General features: G+C 63.5%; 11 protein-coding genes. 2 read left to right on the top strand and 9 right to left on the bottom strand.

What is annotated here, in order from left to right; translation table 11 throughout:
* Window positions 1–78: 78 nt before the first annotated feature.
* The 5 genes from AC0L2V_RS11140 to AC0L2V_RS11120 all read right to left on the bottom strand — a co-directional run bounded on the left by AC0L2V_RS11140 (window position 79) and on the right by AC0L2V_RS11120 (window position 4,538).
* Entirely contained in the window at window positions 79–456 is a 378-nt protein-coding gene (locus AC0L2V_RS11140) for a DoxX family protein (RefSeq protein WP_473509195.1), read from the bottom strand.
* A gap of 64 nt (window positions 457–520) precedes the next feature.
* Window positions 521–979, bottom strand: coding sequence for a carboxymuconolactone decarboxylase family protein (locus AC0L2V_RS11135; protein ID WP_473509197.1), 459 nt, complete (start codon window positions 977–979; stop codon window positions 521–523).
* 11 nt (window positions 980–990) lie between these two features.
* A complete protein-coding gene (locus AC0L2V_RS11130; protein ID WP_473509198.1) occupies window positions 991–1,509 on the bottom strand; it encodes an RrF2 family transcriptional regulator in 519 nt (172 codons plus the stop codon).
* A gap of 348 nt (window positions 1,510–1,857) precedes the next feature.
* Window positions 1,858–3,171 carry an NAD-dependent dihydropyrimidine dehydrogenase subunit PreA gene (gene preA / locus AC0L2V_RS11125; RefSeq protein WP_091600279.1) on the bottom strand — a complete coding sequence of 438 codons (1,314 nt, stop codon included), beginning with the start codon at window positions 3,169–3,171 and terminating at the stop codon, window positions 1,858–1,860.
* A 2-nt stretch (window positions 3,172–3,173) separates the two neighbouring features.
* Window positions 3,174–4,538: an NAD(P)-dependent oxidoreductase gene (locus tag AC0L2V_RS11120; RefSeq protein WP_473520078.1), complete on the bottom strand. Its 1,365-nt coding sequence runs from the start codon at window positions 4,536–4,538 to the stop codon at window positions 3,174–3,176.
* 217 nt (window positions 4,539–4,755) lie between these two features.
* Between AC0L2V_RS11120 and AC0L2V_RS11115 the strand changes: the two genes are divergently transcribed.
* Window positions 4,756–5,532 carry a VOC family protein gene (locus AC0L2V_RS11115; RefSeq protein ID WP_473509201.1) on the top strand — a complete coding sequence of 259 codons (777 nt, stop codon included), beginning with the start codon at window positions 4,756–4,758 and terminating at the stop codon, window positions 5,530–5,532.
* A gap of 140 nt (window positions 5,533–5,672) precedes the next feature.
* Here the strand turns inward: AC0L2V_RS11115 and AC0L2V_RS11110 are convergent, their stop codons facing one another.
* The gene (locus AC0L2V_RS11110) at window positions 5,673–8,114 is read right to left on the bottom strand and encodes a GcvT family protein (protein ID WP_473509203.1); all 2,442 of its coding nucleotides are present in this window, start codon (window positions 8,112–8,114) and stop codon (window positions 5,673–5,675) included.
* Window positions 8,115–8,344: 230 nt separating this feature from the next.
* Window positions 8,345–9,883 (bottom strand): trimethylamine methyltransferase family protein, encoded by a 1,539-nt coding sequence (locus AC0L2V_RS11105; protein WP_473509204.1) that lies wholly within the window; start codon window positions 9,881–9,883, stop codon window positions 8,345–8,347.
* A gap of 218 nt (window positions 9,884–10,101) precedes the next feature.
* Here AC0L2V_RS11105 and AC0L2V_RS11100 point away from each other — a divergent pair, with 218 nt between their 5' ends.
* Window positions 10,102–10,692, top strand: coding sequence for a transglycosylase SLT domain-containing protein (locus tag AC0L2V_RS11100; protein ID WP_473509206.1), 591 nt, complete (start codon window positions 10,102–10,104; stop codon window positions 10,690–10,692).
* 13 nt (window positions 10,693–10,705) lie between these two features.
* Here AC0L2V_RS11100 and AC0L2V_RS11095 read toward each other — a convergent pair whose 3' ends face one another.
* Entirely contained in the window at window positions 10,706–12,934 is a 2,229-nt protein-coding gene (locus tag AC0L2V_RS11095) for a dipeptide ABC transporter ATP-binding protein (RefSeq protein ID WP_128174264.1), read from the bottom strand.
* Between the two features lie 51 nt (window positions 12,935–12,985).
* On the bottom strand, window positions 12,986–14,143 hold the full coding sequence (locus AC0L2V_RS11090) for an ABC transporter permease (protein ID WP_128167239.1): 1,158 nt from the start codon (window positions 14,141–14,143) through the stop codon (window positions 12,986–12,988).
* Window positions 14,144–14,149: the final 6 nt, after the last annotated feature.

Genomic DNA, 14,149 nt, shown 5'->3' with positions numbered 1-14,149 from the left:
TCAGCAATATAGTTTGACGGGTTGAGACCGTTTGCCAGAGGCTGCGGCGGCTGCCTCCGCGAGGCGGCCACCGAACCGTCAAAGCGGCTGCGCCGCCAGCGCCAGGAAACCTCCAGTCAGCGCCACGTTGCCGACAAAGCCGTTGATGCGCGACGCGCGCTCGGGCCCCTGATGATCCCAGAAATTGTGGAACATCGGCGTGGCCACCATCAGGAACAGCACCAGGCACAGAGCCGCGGCAGCGGTCCAGATACCTGATATCACCAGCGCTCCGGATACGATTTGCAGGACGATCCCCAACCACAGCATCAGCCGCGCCTGCGGCACGCCTCGCGTCGTCATCACCTGGGTCAGGAAGCCTGCATTCTGGATGTTGCGCAGGCCGGCAAAGACAAAGGCGCCGCCAAGCAGCAGGCGTGCGGCAAACAGAATCTCATTCTCAAAATTCAACAACATGGTCTTGATCCCAAAGCAAAAAGAGACGCACGGCGTTAAGGCCGCGCATTCCAGTTTCGCCCCCTCAGGCGGCCTTGGCTGCCGCTGCCGGATGAATGGCGTGGAAGGGAACGCAGAGCCGGTTCCAGGTGTTGATCATGCCGATCGCGACGGACAGCTTGACCAGTTCCTCTTCCGAGAAGTGTTCGAGCGTGCGAGCGTAGAGATCATCCGGCACGCCGCTGTCGGCGATCTTCGTCACCATTTCGGTCCAGGCGAAGGCGGCGCGTTCGCGCTCGGAAAACAGCGGCGATTCCTTCCAGGCGGAGACGAGATAGAGCCGCTGTTCGGTCTCGCCGTCGTGACGCGCCTCGCGGCTATGCATCTCGACGCAATAGGAACAGCCATTGATCTGCGACGCCCGCAGCTTGATCAGATGCAGCAGGCTTGCCTCGAGCCCGCACTCGTCGACCGCCTTGCTGAGCGCCGATACCGCTTTCATGATTTCCGGCGCCGCGCCGAAGAATTGCAGCCTCTGCTTCATTCTCTTTCCCTTCACGCTTGCTTGGTTGAACTGGATTTCTGCGGTCGTTGATTACGCTCGACAAAGGCGCAGTTGGCGGCGACTGAACGGGGATCGGCATCGCTCACGTATTCCGCAACGATGTCGGACAGCCGGGCCTCGGCAAGAGCGGCGCGATAGGCGCGCTCGGCCTTCAGCATCGCGACGCTGATGCCGCAAGGTTTGACATAGGCCGAAGCATCGAGCCTGGCCGGCCCGCGCTGACGGATTTCGCCGCAGCGGAAGGCCGGTTCGCGTCCTTCGACGGCGAGCACGATGTCGAGCAGCGTTATGCGCTCCGCCGGCCGCGCCAGCCGGTAACCGCCCGATGGCCCGGGCACCGATTCCAGGATGCCCGACGCCGTCAGCGCGTTGAGATGCTTGAGCAGATAGCTTTGCGACAGGCCGAACGCTTCCGCCATGGCAGCACCCGGCATGGTCGCGGCGCCTTCCACTCCGGCAAGCATGGCGGCGCAGTGGATGGCCGCTTCGACGCCCTCGCCCAGCTTCATTTTTTTGAGTCCAAATTCATGGATGTATCTTATCGTGGATAATTTTTATCCGCAATAGGAAATTAAGAGTCTCCACTCTGGATGGCTGCGCTGCCGGCGATTTTATACGATCGATGGCGCCGCCCCTCATTGCCCTGCCGGGCATTTCTCCCCGTATAGTGACGGGGAGAAAGACGCTATCACCGATGATTTTCGCCAATTATCGGCGGTGCAAAAAGGGCGGCGAGGTTGCGGCAATCCCCCTTCTCCCCGTCACTACACGGGGAGAAGGGGGACGCAGGTGGATGAGGGGCAGCGCCAACCTCGACAATTCAACCGGACGAAACCGATCTGGCGCTTCGACCAAACTTACTCCGCCGCCACCTTGGCCATCGGGTTGTTTGGATGCGTCGTCCAGTTGGCGTAGACCGGCGATACCGGTCTGCCGGTGCGCTGGTCGATGACGCCGGCCGCCAGCGGTTCCATGGTGATACAGTTCTCGACCGGACAGACATTGACGCACAGGTTGCAGCCGACGCATTCGGCCTCGATCACCTCGAAATGCCGCTTGCCGTCCACCATGCTGGTGATCGCCTGGTGCGAGGTGTCCTCGCAGGCGATGTGGCAGCGGCCGCATTTGATGCAGGCCTCCTGGTCGATATGCGCCTTGGCGACGTAATTGAGGTTGAGATATTGCCAGTCGGTGACGTTGGGCGTGGCGCGGCCGACGATATCGTCGAGCGAGGCATGGCCCTTCTCGTCCATCCAGTTTTCGAGACCGGCGATCATCTCCTGCACGATCTTGAAGCCATAGGTCATCGCCGCCGTGCACACCTGCACATTGCCGGCGCCGAGCGCCATGAATTCGGCAGCGTCGCGCCAGGTGGTGATGCCGCCGATGCCTGAGATCGGCAGGCCGTGGGTTTCCGGATCGCGGGCGATCTCGGCGACCATGTTCATGGCGATCGGCTTCACCGCCGGGCCGCAATAGCCGCCATGCGAGCCCTTGCCGTCAATCGTCGGCTCCGGTGCGAAACTGTCGAGATTGACGCCGGTGATCGAATTGATGGTGTTGATCAGCGACACCGCGTCGGTGCCGCCGGCATGGGCGGCACGCGCCGGCTTGCGTATATCGGTGATGTTCGGTGTCAGCTTGGTGATGACAGGCATGCGGGTGTTGGCCTTGCACCAGCGCACCACCATTTCGATGTATTCCGGCACCTGGCCGACGGCGGCACCCATGCCGCGTTCCGACATGCCGTGCGGGCAGCCGAAATTGAGCTCGATGCCGTCGGCCCCGGTCTCCTCGACCACCGGCAGGATCGCCTTCCACGCATGTTCCTCGCAAGGCACCATCAGCGAGACGACGATGGCGCGGTCGGGCCAGTCCATCTTGACCTGCTTGATCTCGCGCAGATTGGTCTGCAAGTCGCGGTCGGTGATCAGCTCGATGTTGTTCAAGCCGAGCAGGCGGCGATCGGCGCCCCAGATCGCGCCATAGCGCGGGCCGTTGACATTGACCACCGGCGGCCCCTCTTCGCCGAGCGTCTTCCAGACAACGCCGCCCCAGCCCGCCCTAAAGGCGCGGATGACATTGTAGGCCTTGTCGGTCGGCGGCGCCGAGGCCAGCCAGAACGGATTCGGCGATTTGATGCCGACGAAATTGTTTCTGATATCTGCCATGCTCATGCCCTCCCGTTCGAGGTCAGTGCCCGGTGGATCGATTCGGCCGCGTCGCGCCCCTGCGCGACTGCCGAGACGGTGAGGTCGTCGCCGCCATAGATGCAGTCGCCGCCGGCCCAGACGTTTGGCAGCGAGGTGCGGCCTTCGGCGTCGACCTTGATGCGGCCGGCTTCCAGCGCCAGCAAGGCGCCGCTGCCGTTGAGCGCAGCCGGGACAAAGCTCTGGCCGATCGCCTTGAACACCTGGTCGGCGGTGAGCGTCAGCCGCTCGCCGGTGCCGACGAGTTTCTCGCCATCCATCGCCGTATATTCAAGCTCGATGCCCGAGACCTTGCCGCCTTCGGCAATGACCCGCTTCGGCTGCAGCCAGTGACGGATGATGACGCCGTTGGCTGCGGCCAGGTCCTGCTCGAATTCCGAGGCGTTCATGTGCTCCTGGCCGCGCCGGTAGCAGATCGTCACCTCTTCGGCGCCGAGCAGCTTTGATTGCACCGCCGCGTCAATCGCCGTCATGCCGCCGCCGATGACGACGACGCGCCGGCCGACCGGCAGGCTGGCAAGATCGCTGGCCTGGCGAAGCTCGGCAATGAACTCCACCGCATTGGTGACGCCTTGCGCGTCCTCGCCGTCGGCGCGCAGCGCGTTGACGCCGCCAAGCCCCATGCCGAGGAACACTGCATCGTAATTCCTGGTCAGGTCCGACAGCTGGTAATCGCGGCCAAGCGCCTTGCCGTTCTGGATGTCGATGCCGCCGATCGAAATGACATAGTCGACCTCGGCCTGGGCAAAATTGTCGATGCTCTTGTAAGCGGCGATGCCGTATTCATTGAGACCGCCGGCTTTCGGGCGCGCCTCGAGGATGGTGACCTCATGTCCATGGCGGGCAAGCCGATGGGCGGCGGCAAGCCCGGCCGGTCCAGCGCCGACCACGGCGATCGTCTTGCCGGTCGGAGCGGCGCGCGGGTAAAACTGCTTGTTCTCAGCCATCGCGACATCGGTGGCATAACGCTGCAGGCGGCCGATCTGCACCGGCTTGCCTTCAGCCACTTCGCGCACGCAGACCTCTTCGCACAGCGTCTCGGTCGGGCAGACGCGGGCGCACATGCCGCCCAAAATGTTCTGGTCGAAAATCGTCCTGGCCGAGCCGATCGGATTGCCGGTCGAGATCTGGCGGATGAACAGCGGGATGTCGATCGAGGTCGGGCATGCGTTCATGCACGGCGCATCGTAGCAGAAATAGCAGCGATCGGACTCGACCAGCGCCTCATGATGATCGAGCGGCGGATGCAGGTCGGAAAAATTATCGGCATATTGCTCGGGCGAAAGCCGCCCGCCGGCAATGCCCTGCTTGAAATGACCAGTCGCCATTCCGCTTCCCCATTCCTTGTTGTTTTGCGGAAGGCTAGCACGTTTTGTTTTTTTATCAATTGGTCAATTTTCGACGCAAGCCGCTGAAAAGCCATGACAAAACATGATATCAATACTCATGTTTTCTATATTGGCCTTGGCTGTCGGAATTCCGTCGCGAAGATCGTCCTAGATGGATCACGCATGATCGATGACTGGAAACCCAAGGAGCACGACAATGCCAAACTCCCCGACGTCCTTCTTCTGGTACGAGCTGATGACCACCGATCTCGACGCCGCCGAAGCGTTCTACACCGACGTGGTGGGCTGGAAGGCGCAGCCCTTCGACGGCGCGCCCGGCATGCCGCGCTATGTCGTGATGAATGTCGGCGAGCGCGGCGTTGCCGGGCTGATGACGCAGCCGGACGAAGTGCGCAAGACGGGCATGCCGCCAGCCTGGGTCGGTTACATCCATACCGGGGATGTCGATGCTTCGACGAAATCGCTGAAGGGGGCCGGCGGTGCGGTTCACCGCGAACCCGATGACATTCCGGGCGTCGGCCGCTTTGCCGTCGTCGCCGATCCGCAAGGCGCGGTGTTCAACTTCCTGCAGCCTGACGGCCCTGACCAGCCGCCGTTGCCGGCTACTACTCCCGGCAATATCGGCTGGCATGAACTCTATACGACCGACTGGCGCGCGGCGTTCGATTTCTATGCCGGGCAATTCGGCTGGACCAAGGGCGACGCCATGGATATGGGGCCGATGGGCACCTACCAGCTGTTTGCCGCCGGCGGCGAACCTGTCGGCGGCATGATGAACAAGCCCGAGCAGGTTCCGGTGCCGGTCTGGCAGTTCTATTTCAATGTCCCCGCAATCGACGCGGCGGCCAAGCGTGTCACCGATAATGGCGGCACGATCCTGATGGGACCGATGGAGGTTCCCGGCGGCGGCTGGATCGTGATGTGCACGGACCCACAGGGTGCTCATTTCGCGCTGACGGCACCGGTGCGGTAGCTGGGTCAGGCGTCACGCTATTTGGCGTCATGCTTGTCGAAGTGGGCGATCCTTCGCGCCCCCCTCTGTCCGGCAGGACAGAGGGGGGCGCTGTCCCGCCGACCCCGCGCATTTTGGATAGCCTCCACCTAGCGGCGCCATCACCCTCGCATCCGCTCGAGATTCGCGTCGAACAGCGGCGTCGGCTGCACCCGTGCGGTGTAGCGCTTGCCCAAGAGCTCGACCTCGAAACCATCGGCCTCGTCGGCGATCTCCTTCAGCACATAGCCCATCGCCACTGACGTCTTCGAATGATGTGCGTAGCCGCCTGACGTGACCCAGCCGCGCACCGCGCCGTCGAACCAGATCGGCTCGTCACCGATGACGTCGGCGTCGGCCGCATCGACGACAAAGGCGCGCAGCCGCAGCTTGCCGCCTTGCTGGCGCTCGGCCAGTGCCGCCTGCTTGCCGATGAAATCGGTTTCTTTCCCGTAGGCGACGAAACGGTCGAGCCCCGCCTCCAGCGGTCCGTAGATCGGCCGGTATTCGCGCGCCCACGAGCCGTAATTCTTCTCCAGCCGCAGCGCGTTGAGCGCGCGCGCGCCGAACAGGCCGATGCCGAAGTCTTCGCCGGCCGCCATCAGGGTCTGGTACGCGGCACGCTGATATTCCGGCGCCACCCAGATCTCGTAGCCGAGGTCGCCGGTGTAGCTGACGCGGCCGACCAGGCACGGCGCCATGCCGATATCCATCCTGGCCGTCGCCATGAACGGGAACGCCGCATTCGACACATCCGCCCGCGTGACTTTTGCCAGCACGTCCCGCGCCCTCGGACCGGCAATCGACAGGCCCGTCAGTCTCGCCCCCAGCGCCTCGATATGGACCGAGCTGTCTTGCGGCAGATGCGCCTCGAACCAGCGCATGTGATACTGCTCGGCAATGCCGGAACCGGCGAGGAACCAGCCCTCCCCGCTGGAATTGCCGCTGCCGAGATTGGCCAGCGAAAAGTCGCCGATCAGCCTGCCGTCTTGCTTCAGCATCGGCGCCAGCGTCATGCGGCCGGGCTTTGGCAGCTTGCAGGCAAGCAGGCGGTCGAGCCAGGCCGCCGCGCCCGCGCCCGTCACCCTGTATTTGGCGAAGGACGAGATTTCCGACAGGCCGACACTTGTCCGCACCGTCCTCACCTCTTTTGCGACATGCTCGAAATCGCTCGAGCGCCGCCACGAGAACTCGTCCCTGACGCCTTCGGGCGCATACCACAGCGGCACTTCCAGCCCATAGGCCACGCCCCACTGCGCGCCCTTCGCCGACAAGAGGTCGTAGACCGGCGTGGTCTTGAGCGGCCGCCCGGCAGGCAATTCCTCATTGGGGAAGCGGATGGAAAAACGCCGCGAATAATTCTCGCGCACCTTGGCGTTGGTGTAGGCCATCGTTGCCCAGTCGCCGTAGCGAGAGACGTCCATCGCCCAGATGTCGGCGCCGGGATCGCCCTCGATCATCCAGTTCGACAGCGCCAGGCCAACACCGCCGCCCTGCGAAAAGCCGGCCATGACGCCGCAGGCGACCCAGAAGCCAGGCAGGCCGCGCACCGGCCCGACCAACGGGTTGCCGTCGGGCGCGAAGGTGAAGGGGCCGTTGATGATCTGCTTGATGCCGGTGTTCTGGAAGGCCGGGAAATGCCGAAACCCGACTTCCAATGACGGCGCGATACGGTCGATGTCGGGCTCGAGAAGCTCGTGGCCGAAATTCCACGGTGTCTGGAGCTCGGACCATGGCTTGTTGGCCTTCTCATAGGTGCCCATCAGCATGCCGCCGCGCTCCTGGCGCAGATAGAGCTCGCCGTCGAAATCGACCGCGTGGATGATCTCCGTGCCGGTCTTCTGGTTCCAGGCGGCGACCTCCGGCATGTCCTCGGTGATCAGGTACATGTGCTCCATGGCCAGCACCGGCAGTTCGAGGCCCACCATGCGGCCGACCTCGCGCGCCCACAGGCCGGCGGCGTTGACGACATGCTCGGCCACCACCTCGCCCTTGTTGGTGATGATCCGCCACAACCCGTCGGCGCGGCGCACGATATCCTCGACCTTGGTGAAGCGCTCGACCTCGGCGCCAAGTTTTCTGGCAGCCTTGGCATAGGCGTGGGTGACGCCGGACGGGTCGAGATGACCGTCCTCCTTGTTGCGCACCGCGCCGACGAACTGTTTCGGGTCGAGCAGCGGCATCAACTCGGCCGCCTCATCAGGCGAGATCTCCTCGAGGTCGATGCCGAGATAGCGGCCCTTGGCGACAACGCCGCGCAGCCAGTCGAGCCGCGCCTCGGTCGCCGCCAAAAGCACGCCACCGGTCAGATGCACGCCGGTCGCCTGGCCGGACAGCTCCTCGATCTCCTTGTAGAGCGAGATCGTGTATTTCTGCAACTTGGCGACGTTGGGATCGCCATTGATCGTGTGCATGCCGCCGGCCGCGTGCCAGGTCGAGCCGGAAGTCAGCTCGTCGCGCTCCAGAAGCACAATGTCGGTCCAGCCGTGACGGGCGAGATGGAACAGCACCGAACAGCCGACAACGCCTCCGCCAATGACCACGACCTTCGCATGCGATTTCATGAGTTTTTCTCGTTATTTCAGGGAGTTGGAGGGGTGAGATGAATCGGGGCGGGAGGAAACCGGAATGACGTCGCGATCCGTCCAACACCCCTCATCCGACCGAGCTTCGCTCGGCCACCTTCTCCCACATGGGGAGAAGGTCGGGCGCTCTCCCTTCTCCCCTTGTGGGAGAAGGTGGATTGGCGCGAAGCGCCAAGACGGATGAGGGGTGTTGGACGGATCACCAGCTTTCACGGCTCGCCCTGCCCGATCGCTTCCTTGCGCCTGGCCACATACGCCTCCAGCGCCTCGCGCACGGCAATATCCATCGCCGGATCGACATGATCCTCCAGCGCTTTCTTCCACAGCCGCGTCGCCCGCGCCGTGGCGTCTAGCCCGCCGGCCTCCTGCCAGGCCTCGTAGTTCTGCCAATTCGAGAGCATCGGCTGGTAGAAGGCGGTTGCATAGCGCTCCAGCGTGTGCGGCTCGCCGAAGAAATGGCCACCGGTCGGCACCGCACCCAGCGCCTCGACGGCGAGTTCCGCCTCGTTGACTTCGATCGGGCGCAAAAACTCCATCATGTGCTGGATCATCTCGACGTCGATGATGAACTTTTCGAACGATGCAGTCAGCCCGCCCTCCTGCCAGCCGGCTGCGTGGTAGACGAGATTGCCGTGGCCGAGCACCGCGCCCCACAGCGCCATCAGCGTCTCGTAGGCGCCTTGCGCGTCGGCGGCGTTGGAGGCCGAGCCCGGCGTCGTCCGGTAGGGCAGTCCATAGCGCCGCGCCAATTGCCCGGAGGCGATGTTGGCCTTGGTGTTCTCTGGCGTGCCAAAGGCCGGCGCACCGGACTTCATGTCGACATTGGAGGTGAAGGCGCCATACATGACCGGGGCGCCAGGGCGGACAAGCTGCGTCAAGACCACGCCGAACAGCGCCTCGGCGTTCTGTTGCGCCAGCGCGCCGGCAAGCGTCACCGGGCTCATCGCCCCCATCAGCGTGAACGGCGTCACCGCAACCGACTGGCCGAACTCGGCCATGGTCATCAGCCCTTCGGCCATCATCTCGTCGAAGCGGCGCGGCGAGTTGACCGAGATGATGGTGGTGACGCCGGGATCGTCGCGCATCTGGTCGAGGCTCAAGCCCCGCGAAATCGCCATCATTTCGATGCCGTCCAGCGCCCTGCCGCGGCCGATCGCCGAGACGTGAAAACTCTTGTCGGTCAGCGTCAGATTGGCGAAATAGGTATCGAGGTGGCGTGAATTGGCCGGCAGTTCCACCGGTGCGCAGACCTGATTGCCGAGCATGTGGATGCAGTTGAAATGCTGCGCCAGCCGGGTGAGATCGCAATAGTCGCGCAAATTGCCGGCGCGCCGGCCGCGTTCCATGTCATGCACGTTCGGCGGTCCGGCGACGAGCGTAAAATTGATGGTGTTGCCGCCGAGATGGACTGTGTGGGCCGGGTTGCGCGGCGCCAGCGTATAGCTGGACCGCGTCATCTTCAGTGCCTCGTCGACCATGCCGCGGTCGATGCGGACAGTCATCGACGCATGATCGACCTTGGCGCCGGCCTTCTCGAACAGCGAAAGCGCCCGCGGGCTCATCACCTCGATGCCGAAATTCTCCAGAATGTGCATCGACGCCTGGTGGATCGCCTCGATCTGGTCGGCCGAGAGCATCGCCATCGGCGGATAGGGATTTGTCACGCGGCGCAACGGCAGTTGCGGGATGGCGGCCGGTCCCCTGTTGCTGGTTCGCTCGGCGCCGCGCTTGCGTCTCGGTTCGGTCATGCGGCGCATCAAAGCGCCGGCACGACGATCGGGCTGTCAGAAATCCGCCACCTGCGGGCGCGATTTTAGCCAAGGCGGCATTTTGGGATTTTCGTGCCGACAAAAGCGACGGAAAACGTCGGAATATCTATCCTCGCTGTGTCGCGGCCAAAGCGGCCGATCAGCCGTTAAGGAACGCTGCAAGATTCCTTTTATGTTTTCGGCCTAATCCTCTTGCGATGGGTCGGTCGAGTTTTCGTAAAATTGTAGCCGTTACCGTGCTGCTGGCGCTGTCGGCCTGCGCGACGCCGCCGAGCCATATCAACAATGTCTGCGCTGTCTTCGACCAGAATGACGGCTGGTTCGACAACTGGCAGGCGGCGGCCGAACGCGCCGAACAGAAGCACGGCGTGCCGGTTCCCGTGCTGATGGCGACGGTGCGCAAGGAATCCGGCTTCAAAAGCAACGCCAGGCCGCCGCGCAAGAAGCTGCTCGGCTTCATTCCCTGGAAACGTGCCTCCAGCGCCACCGGCTTCTCGCAGGCGCTCGACGGCACCTGGGCGCAATATCAGAGCGAGACCGGCAGTTGGGCGGCGCGCCGCACCAGCTTCGCCGATGCCGTCGATTTCGTCGGCTGGTATCATTCCAAGACATCAGACACGCTCGGCGTCGCCCGCAACGACACCTACAATCTCTATCTGGCCTATTATCTCGGCTGGACGGCCTATGGCCGCGGCAACCGCGGCGATGCCGGCGTGCAGCGCTATGCGCGGGCCACCGAGCAGATGGCTCGGGACTACGCCGCGCAGCTACGCCAATGCGCGCCTTGATGGCGCCACGGATCTAATCGTCCGTGAGCTTCGGCCTCTTGCCGTGCGGACGCTGCGGCGGAGCGCCGGCAAAGCCCGGACCGATGCCCTGCGGCGCGTCGTCGGGCACGCCTTCATTCGCGGCATGCTCCTTGTCGAACTTGATCACCGGCTCCATTTTCGCCAGCACGTCGTCGGCAAGCCAGCACAGGCTCATATGACCGTCGCCGAGATGCTTGACCGGCGGCACCTGCGTCTCGCAAAGGTTGTCCGGCACCAGCTTCTTGTAGCCGCAGCGGGTCTGGAACGGGCAGCCGGTTGGCGGGTTCATCGCCGACGGGATGTCGCCCTCCAGCACAATGTGCTTCTTGATCACGCTGGTGTCGGCGATCGGGATCGCCGACAGCAGCGCCTCGGTATAGGGATGATAGGGCGGCGAAAAGATCTGGTCGGTCGTGCCCTGCTCGACGATATAGCCGAGATACATGACGACGACGCGGTCGGCGATGTAGCGCACCACCGACAGGTCGTGGCTGATGAACAGCATCGTCGTCTTGTTCTTGCGCTGGATGTCCATCAACAGCTCGGTCACCGCCGCCTGCACCGACACGTCGAGCGCCGAGACCGGCTCGTCGGCCACCACCACCTTGGCATCGCCGGCAAAAGCCCGCGCCACGCCGATGCGCTGCTTCTGGCCGCCTGAAAGCTGGCGCGGCTTGCGGGTCTCGAACGCCCGCGGCAGCTTCACCAGGTCGAGCAGCTCCAGCATGCGCTTGCGGCGGTCGGCAACGGTGTTGCCGACATTGAACTTTTCCAGAGTGCGGATGATCTGCGAGCCGACCGTATGGCTGGGATTGAGCGTGTCGAACGGATTCTGGAACACCATCTGGATCGACGACACCGTCTCGACGCTGCGGTTCTCGACCCCGATCGACTGGATCTGCTGGTTGCCGAGCGTCACGCTGCCGGAGCTTGCCGTCTCCAGCCCGAGCAGCACCTTGGCCAGCGTCGACTTTCCGCAGCCGGACTCGCCGACGATGGCGACGGTCTCGGATTCGCGCGCCATGAACGAGATCGTCTCATTGGCCTTGACGACGCGGCCCTCGCTCGAGCCGAACACCTCGCTGCCGCCGACCTTGTAGTACTTTTTGAGATCCTCGATCTTGAGCACCGGCGCGCCGGGCTCGACGCGCTCGTTGACCTTCTTGGCGCCGGGCGGCAGCGCTTCCCAGTCGATCTCGTTGAAGCGCACGCAGCGCGAAAAATGGCCTTCATGGCCGTCGACCGCGATCATCGGGATTTCGGCGGCGTTGCAGACGCCCTCGACGAAATGGTGGCAGCGGGGGCCGAAATTGCAGCCCTTCGGCCGCTCGTGCGGCAGCGGCAATTGCCCCGGGATGGAGATCAGAGGCCGCGAATTCTTGTCGGCGCCGGGCAGCGGGATCGAGCGGAACAGGCCTTGCGTGTAGGGATGGCGCATCCGATCGAAGACGTCCTTGATCTTGCCGGTCTCCACCGCTTCGCCCGAATACATCACCGTGATGCGGTCGCAGGTTTCCAGGATCAGGCCGAGATTGTGCGACACGAAGATCATCGAGGTGCCGAACTTCTCGCCGAGCCCCTTGACCAGGTCGACGATGCCGGCTTCGACCGTCACGTCGAGCGCCGTCGTCGGCTCGTCGAGCAAGAGCAGCGCCGGCTTCGACAGCAGCGCCATGGCGATGACGATGCGCTGTTGCTGGCCGCCGGAAAGCTGGTGCGGAAACGAGCGCATCATGCGCTCCGGATCGGGCAGCCTGACCGAGCGCACCATTTCCAGCGCGCGTTGATAAGCCTCTTCCTTCGACACCTTGTCGTGGATCAGCGGCACTTCCATCAGTTGCTGGCCGACCTTCATCGCCGGGTTCAGGCTGGCCATCGGCTCCTGGTAGATCATCGCGATCTTGTTGCCGCGGATGGCGCGCAGTTCCTCGTCGGACAGCTCGCCCATGTCCTTGCCCTGGAACTTTATCCGGCCGCCGACGATCTTTCCGATGTTGGAGAGATCGCGCATGATGCCGAGCGACACGGTCGACTTGCCGCAGCCGGATTCGCCGACGATGCCCATCGCTTCGCCAGGCATGACCGTGCACGAAAAATCCATGACGGCCGGTATCTCGCCCTTGCGGGTGAAGAAGGAGATCGACAGGTTCTCGATCTCGATGATCGGCCCATTGGTCGGCCCATTGGTCGGCTTGGCGGGATTTCGAACTGCCTCATTCATGGGTCGCTCCAATCCTGGTTCTTTCAGCATATCGGGTCGAGAACCCGTCCATCAATCTTTCATCGATTGCTCACGCAGCGAGTCGGCCAACAGATTAAGGCCCAGCACGAACGACATCAGCGCGATCGTCGGCGGCAGCGCCGGATGGATGAAGGAGCGCAGCAGCCGGCTGGCATCCTTGATCGCGGTGCCCCAGTCCGGGCTCTCGGGCGCCAGCCCCAGGCCGAAATAGCCGAGCGTGCCGAGCAGGATCGTGGTGTAGCCGATACGCAGGCAGGCATCGACGATCAGCGGCCCGCGCGCATTGGGAAGTATCTCCCACAGCATGATGTACCAGGGCGATTCACCGCGCGTCTGCGCCGCCGCCACATAGTCGCGCGTTTTGATGTCCATGACCAGGCCGCGCACGATGCGGAACACGCCGGGGCTGGAGGCGAACACCACCGCCACGAAGATGTTGAGCTGGTTGGGATCGATATGGATGATCCTGAACGGATCGGCATCGAAGACCAGGCCGGCATAGACCCAGCCGCCAACGATCAGCGTCAGCCCCAGCAGGATGTAAAGCCGGTCGGGCCGTTTCTTGTAGCGCGTCCAGAACAGCACGCTGAAGAAGATGATCGGGAACATGAAGAACAGGCCGGCCATCGCATAGGGGATAGGTGTCTCCATGATGCCCGGCGTCACCAGGAGGTAGAACAGCAGGATTACCGGGAAGGCGAGCACCAGATTGGCGAGGAATGACAGTACCGTATCGATCCTGCCGCCATAATAGCCGGCCGGCAGACCGAGCGTGATGCCGACCATCAGCGCAAACCCGGTCGCCGCCGGCGCGATGATCAGCACGATCTGGCTGCCGTAGACCATGCGGCTGAACACGTCGCGGGCAAGCTTGTCGCCGCCGAACAGGTAGACAAGTCCCGATTGCGGCTCGACCGCGCCCGGTAGCGCGTCCTTCATGATCGGGATCTGGACAAGCGGATTGAAGGGCGAGACGGTCGACGCGAAGATCGCCGTGAACAGCCAGAACAGGCAGATGCCGACGCCGACGATGCCGACGCTGCTGTCGAAGAGCTGACCGTAGAGGCCAAGCCTCTTCTTGTAGGCGAAGCTCGCCCCCATCACCAGGACGAGAGCGATCCAGACCGGCCAGAAACGCGCAAGCACGCCAAGCACCACATTGAAGGCGCCGATATATTCAAGCTGCATCCGCTC

The sequence above is a fragment of the Mesorhizobium sp. WSM4814 genome, assembly GCF_055811595.1.
The sequence above is the reverse complement of the archived record's forward strand: the minus strand, read 5'-3'. Positions and strand labels throughout refer to the sequence as shown.

Bases quoted from the DNA above. Each gene is read 5' to 3' on its own strand.
- AC0L2V_RS11140 (WP_473509195.1), bottom strand. From the start codon at position 456: ATGTTGTTGAATTTTGAGAATGAGATTCTGTTTGCCGCACGCCTGCTG.
- AC0L2V_RS11135 (WP_473509197.1), bottom strand. From the start codon at position 979: ATGAAGCAGAGGCTGCAATTCTTCGGCGCGGCGCCGGAAATCATGAAA.
- AC0L2V_RS11130 (WP_473509198.1), bottom strand. From the start codon at position 1,509: ATGAAGCTGGGCGAGGGCGTCGAAGCGGCCATCCACTGCGCCGCCATG.
- preA (WP_091600279.1), bottom strand. From the start codon at position 3,171: ATGGCAGATATCAGAAACAATTTCGTCGGCATCAAATCGCCGAATCCG.
- AC0L2V_RS11120 (WP_473520078.1), bottom strand. From the start codon at position 4,538: ATGGCGACTGGTCATTTCAAGCAGGGCATTGCCGGCGGGCGGCTTTCG.
- AC0L2V_RS11115 (WP_473509201.1), top strand. From the start codon at position 4,756: ATGCCAAACTCCCCGACGTCCTTCTTCTGGTACGAGCTGATGACCACC.
- AC0L2V_RS11110 (WP_473509203.1), bottom strand. From the start codon at position 8,114: ATGAAATCGCATGCGAAGGTCGTGGTCATTGGCGGAGGCGTTGTCGGC.
- AC0L2V_RS11105 (WP_473509204.1), bottom strand. From the start codon at position 9,883: ATGACCGAACCGAGACGCAAGCGCGGCGCCGAGCGAACCAGCAACAGG.
- AC0L2V_RS11100 (WP_473509206.1), top strand. From the start codon at position 10,102: ATGGGTCGGTCGAGTTTTCGTAAAATTGTAGCCGTTACCGTGCTGCTG.
- AC0L2V_RS11095 (WP_128174264.1), bottom strand. From the start codon at position 12,934: ATGAATGAGGCAGTTCGAAATCCCGCCAAGCCGACCAATGGGCCGACC.
- AC0L2V_RS11090 (WP_128167239.1), bottom strand. From the start codon at position 14,143: ATGCAGCTTGAATATATCGGCGCCTTCAATGTGGTGCTTGGCGTGCTT.